The organism is Pseudomonas sp. GM49, assembly GCF_000282355.1.
Taxonomy (GTDB): Bacteria; Pseudomonadota; Gammaproteobacteria; order Pseudomonadales; family Pseudomonadaceae; genus Aquipseudomonas.
This window is the reverse complement of sequence record NZ_AKJL01000139.1, coordinates 1-4,548: the sequence shown is the minus strand read 5'-3', so window position 1 is coordinate 4,548 and position 4,548 is coordinate 1. Positions and strand designations below refer to the sequence as shown.

The 4,548-nt window shown below is 59.7% G+C and carries 5 protein-coding genes and 1 pseudogene; 3 read left to right on the top strand and 3 right to left on the bottom strand.

Annotation, left to right across the window (positions count from 1 at the left end):
* Positions 1-966, top strand: a 966-nt coding sequence (locus PMI29_RS16075; RefSeq protein WP_007997624.1) for a PQQ-dependent sugar dehydrogenase, incomplete at its 5' end; no start/stop codon positions are given.
* 206 nt (positions 967-1,172) lie between these two features.
* Positions 1,173-2,168: pseudogene (gene ilvA / locus PMI29_RS16080) on the top strand (threonine ammonia-lyase, biosynthetic); the annotation flags it as partial.
* 69 nt (positions 2,169-2,237) lie between these two features.
* On the opposite strand, the gene eco reads toward ilvA, so the two are convergent.
* Positions 2,238-2,720, bottom strand: a complete 483-nt coding sequence (gene eco, locus PMI29_RS16085; protein ID WP_007997620.1) for a serine protease inhibitor ecotin — start codon at positions 2,718-2,720, stop codon at positions 2,238-2,240.
* Between the two features lie 281 nt (positions 2,721-3,001).
* Between eco and PMI29_RS16090 the strand changes: the two genes are divergently transcribed.
* Positions 3,002-3,268, top strand: coding sequence for a DUF1652 domain-containing protein (locus PMI29_RS16090; RefSeq protein WP_007997617.1), 267 nt, complete (start codon positions 3,002-3,004; stop codon positions 3,266-3,268).
* A 158-nt stretch (positions 3,269-3,426) separates the two neighbouring features.
* Here PMI29_RS16090 and PMI29_RS16095 read toward each other — a convergent pair whose 3' ends face one another.
* Together PMI29_RS16095 and PMI29_RS16100 are read right to left on the bottom strand one after the other, a co-directional pair.
* Positions 3,427-3,693, bottom strand: a complete 267-nt coding sequence (locus PMI29_RS16095; RefSeq protein WP_007997615.1) for a DUF2790 domain-containing protein — start codon at positions 3,691-3,693, stop codon at positions 3,427-3,429.
* Positions 3,694-3,988: 295 nt separating this feature from the next.
* The coding region (locus tag PMI29_RS16100; protein ID WP_007997613.1) for a PfkB family carbohydrate kinase at positions 3,989-4,548 on the bottom strand (560 nt) is incomplete at its 5' end.

Sequence of the window (4,548 nt, the reverse complement as noted above, 5' to 3'; positions counted from 1 at the left end):
CCCGGCACCCTGCGGCTGGTCACCGCCGACGGCAAGCTGTCGGCACCGCTCAATGGCGTGCCAACGGTCTGGGCCAAAGGGCAGGGCGGCTTGCTGGACGTAGCGTTGTCACCGGACTTCAAGCAGGACCGGATGGTCTATCTGTCCTATGCCGAAGGTGGCGGTGAGGGTAACAAGGCCGGTACTGCGGTGGGCCGCGGCCGGCTCTCCGACGATCTGACGGCGATCAAGGATTTCCAGGTGATCCTGCGCCAGGAGCCAAAGCTCTCGGTCGGCAACCATTTTGGTTCGCGCCTGGTGTTCGATCGCGACGGCTATCTGTTCGTGACCCTGGGGGAAAACAACGACCGCCCGACCGCCCAGGACCTCGACAAGCTGCAAGGCAAAGTGGTGCGAATCTACCCGGACGGCACTGTGCCCAAGGACAACCCCTTTGTCGGCCAGGCCAACGTGCGCCCGGAAATCTGGTCCTACGGGCAGCGTAACCCGCAAGGCGCGGCGCTCAACCCGTGGAACGGCACGCTGTGGGAAAACGAACACGGCCCTCGGGGCGGCGATGAAATCAACATCATCGAGCGTGGCAAGAATTACGGCTGGCCGCTGGCGACCCATGGCATCAACTACTCCGGTCTACCGATTCCCGAAGCCAGGGGCGATACCGTTGAAGGCACCGTTGCCCCGAACCATGTCTGGGAAAAATCCCCGGGCCTGAGCGGCATGGCGTTCTACGATGCCGATCGTTTCAAGGCCTGGCAGCGCAACGTGTTTATCGGCGCGTTGGTCAGCCAGGAGCTGATCCGCCTGGAGTTCGACGGCGACAAGGTAATACACGAGGAGCGCCTGCTCGGGGAGCTGAAAAAACGCATCCGCGATGTGCGGCAGGGGCCGGATGGATACTTGTATGTATTGACCGATGAGGAGAACGGTGGCGTTTACAAGGTCGGGTTGAAGTTGCCGGCAGACTAAAGGCATCTACAAAACTTGCCATTGACTTGCCACCACCACCCAGCTAATTTCGAGCCATGACTTCCACTGTATTGCGCTGCCAGCCAAGCATTATTACCGCCATTCCTCATTTGGCGGGCTAGCTCACGACTGCAGCACCCAACCCGCCCTGGAGGCGGGTTTTTACTTTCTGTCTCCCGGACCCCGATCAACGTCAGGAGACAACCATGAGTTTTACGACCGATCAGCAAGCCCTGCTTGAGCGCTACGTCAAAAAAATCCTTGCCGCACCGGTGTATGAACTGGCCGTGCGCACGCCGTTGCAACCAGCGCCTGCCTTGTCTGAAGCCTTGGGTAACCGGGTCTTGCTCAAGCGCGAAGACTTGCAACCAACCTTTTCCTTCAAGATTCGCGGCGCCTACAACAAGCTGGTGCAACTGAGCGAAGCACAAAAGGCTCGCGGCGTGGTCACGGCTTCCGCCGGCAATCATGCGCAAGGTGTAGCCCTGGCCGCGCGGGAACTGGGGATCAATGCCACCATCGTCATGCCCTGCACGACGCCGCAACTGAAGGTCATCGGGGTGCGCAGTCGCGGCGCCGAAGCGGTGTTGCATGGCGAAAGCTTTCCGTTTGCACTGGCCTGTGCACTGGATCTGGCTGCTGAAACCGGTCGCACCTTTGTTTCGCCTTTCGACGACCCGCAAGTGATCGCCGGCCAAGGCACGGTGGCCATGGAAATCCTGCGCCAGCATCAAGGTCCGCTGGATGCGATCTTCGTGCCGGTGGGTGGCGGGGGCCTGATCGCAGGCATCGCAGCTTATGTCAAATACTTGCGGCCGGAGGTGCGCATCATCGGCGTCGAGTCGGAGCATTCCGCGTGCCTGCAAGCCGCGTTGCTGGCCGGTGAGCGAGTTATCCTGCCCAGCGTCGGCACCTTCGCCGATGGAGTGGCGGTGGCGCAGATCGGCGCTTACGGTTTCGAGGTCTGCCGGTTTTGCGTCGATGACGTGGTGACAGTCAGCAACGATGAGCTTTGCGCCGCAATCAAGAATATCTACGACGATACCCGCTCGATCACCGAACCTTCCGGCGCGCTGGCCGTGGCCGGGATCAAGAAATACGTCGCGCAAACCGGTGCTTTGGGTCAGACCCTGGTGGCGATCGACTCAGGTGCCAATATCAATTTTGACAGCCTGGGACATGTGGCCGAGCGCGCCGCGTTGAGTGGCGCCCCGGCATGACGCTTGGGCAGGTCGACAGCAGGTGCCGCAAGCAGGCACCGGACGGCCGGGTTATTCCTGAATGGCTTTCTCGACCTTGTTCGATGCCGACCAGATTCGGTAGCGCACCTCGATGTCCTTGGGCACGTACAGCACGAGCGGCAGCTTGCTGTTGTAACGCAGCAGGAAGCCGTCACCGACCACCGGTACAAAGTCCTGTTTGCTCGTGCCGTCCGGGCAGGCCATCAGCGTGCTCATCGGGCCAATGACTTTTTCCAGGCGATAGAACGGGTAGCCCCAACCCTCGAGGTTCTTCTCCTCGAGAATGCCGCCCAGACGGGGGTGATTGCAGTCGACGGTCATTGTTTTGCCAGCCAGGATCTCGACCTGGAAGTCGTTTTCCCGGGTCTGTGGCGCGAGGTGGATCACCTGGCGGGTAAACCCGCTTGCGGCCTTCGGATAGGGCGCGGTGTCTTCGAGTTTGGCGGCGTGCGCCACGCCTGCAAGCCCCAGTGCGAACAGTGCTGCACTCGCGTTAACGGTCAAAGAACTCATGATGCCTCCTTGCTTGAAGTGATGGGCGGCATTCTCACTGTCGTATGCAGTGAATGCAAACCCGGGGCGCCCAGTGTGCAAATTGCAGGGTTGCCAGGGGCAATAATTGCAAACTGCATGACGGGTTTTACAGGTGGCTTGCCTGGACCCTTGAATTGCCGATGAGCTGCACAGCGAAATTCAGTGCATGCTTTATGCTGTAGCTGTCCTTGAAGCTTGCCGGGATTTCATATGAGCGAGCATTGATCGTTATGGGCCGTCTCACAAAGGAGGGAGTCGCCATGTTTCTTTCTGCCTTGGAACTTCGCAACATCATCGAAAGCAGTTTTCTGCCCAAGCGCTGCCAGTGCACGCTGTCACCGGATCTGTCGATGACCGTCAAGGTCTATGCAGACGGGCAAACCGATCAGCTCGATCTATTGGTCACTGGCATCGATGCTTCCGGGCTCAATGGTTGTCGGGAAATCAACGAATTGATTGCCCAACTGCGTTCCAGACAGCATCACGTCGAGGTCGATCCGCACTCTATGCTGGGCAAAGCGCTTTAACCTGCGGTTTCGAGTTCCACCGGTACACGCCGGTAAACGTCGACAAGGTGCGAAACGACAACTGCATGGCAAATCCTTGCGGGCGGTGAGGGAGGCGCCAGTGCATAGCGCCGGGACCCTCTGAGGAATACCGCCAAGTGCCAATTCAGACTTTTCAGTCAGCTTTGGTTGTCGCAGGCATCGGAAAGTTTACGGTAGGTTATTTCTGCGGGTTTTCCCGTGTCATCGATGTACTTCATGTGGGCGTTTACCACTTTGCACTCCAGGGTACTCGGCTCGGTCAGTGAAATCACTTTGCTGACATGCAACGGCATGCCGTAGTGATAGGGCACGGCTTGAGAGGTCGTGGTGTCATTGGCCTGGGCCAGGCCGGCAAACGCGGTGCAGGCGATGGCGGTGGTAACCAGCAAGGTGCGAGTGTTCATCAGAGATCTCCGGTGCGGGCGGAAAGTCAGTTCGATGTGTGGCTTGTCGAACCTGCCGCACTGGGCGTCAGAACAGTCTGAGGGCGTGCGGTCCAGTGAAGTGTTGGACCGCACGGTTAAACGGGGGTTAACCCGTCTGAACGTCGCCTGTTGCGAATGCGCGATCCTGTGTATCAGTTAAGACCATCGGGCGCCTGATGGAAAGGCATCGCGAGCAAGCTCGCTCCCACAGTAGATTGATGCCCGACGGTGATCCAATGTGGGAGCGAGCTTGCTCGCGATGGGGTCCCTGAATTCAGCGCATCTCCAACTGCTGCCGATAAGGCAAGTCCGGCCCGGTCTTGCTGCACGTCAGCGCCGCCGCCTGCACCGCGAACTTCAGCATGCTGTCGATTTGTTCGCGGCCAAGTTGCTTCACGCCCTCCACCGAATCCAGCTGCTGTTCTGTCAGCCAGGCAATCAGCGCCGCCTGAAAGGTATCGCCCGCGCCCACGGTGTCAGCGATTTTTACCGAACGGGCGGGAGCCGACCACGAACCATGGGCCCGGCTGAAGACGGTGGCGCCTTCGCCGCCCCGGGTCAGGAATACCAGCTGACAGCGGTACTGCAACCAGCTTTCGATGACCTGCGCCGGGTCCTGGCCCGGGTACAACAGATGCAGATCCTCGTCGCTGACCTTGATCAGGTCGGCCAACTCCACCAGCGTCGCGATCCGTTTACGCCACAGCTCAATGTCCGGCTCCGGGTTCAGGCGCACGTTCGGATCGAGGCTGATCAGGCGCCTGCCACTTTCCCGGCGCACCAATGCCAATAGTGTGTCGGCAATCGGCTGCACCACCAGGGAAAACGAGCCGA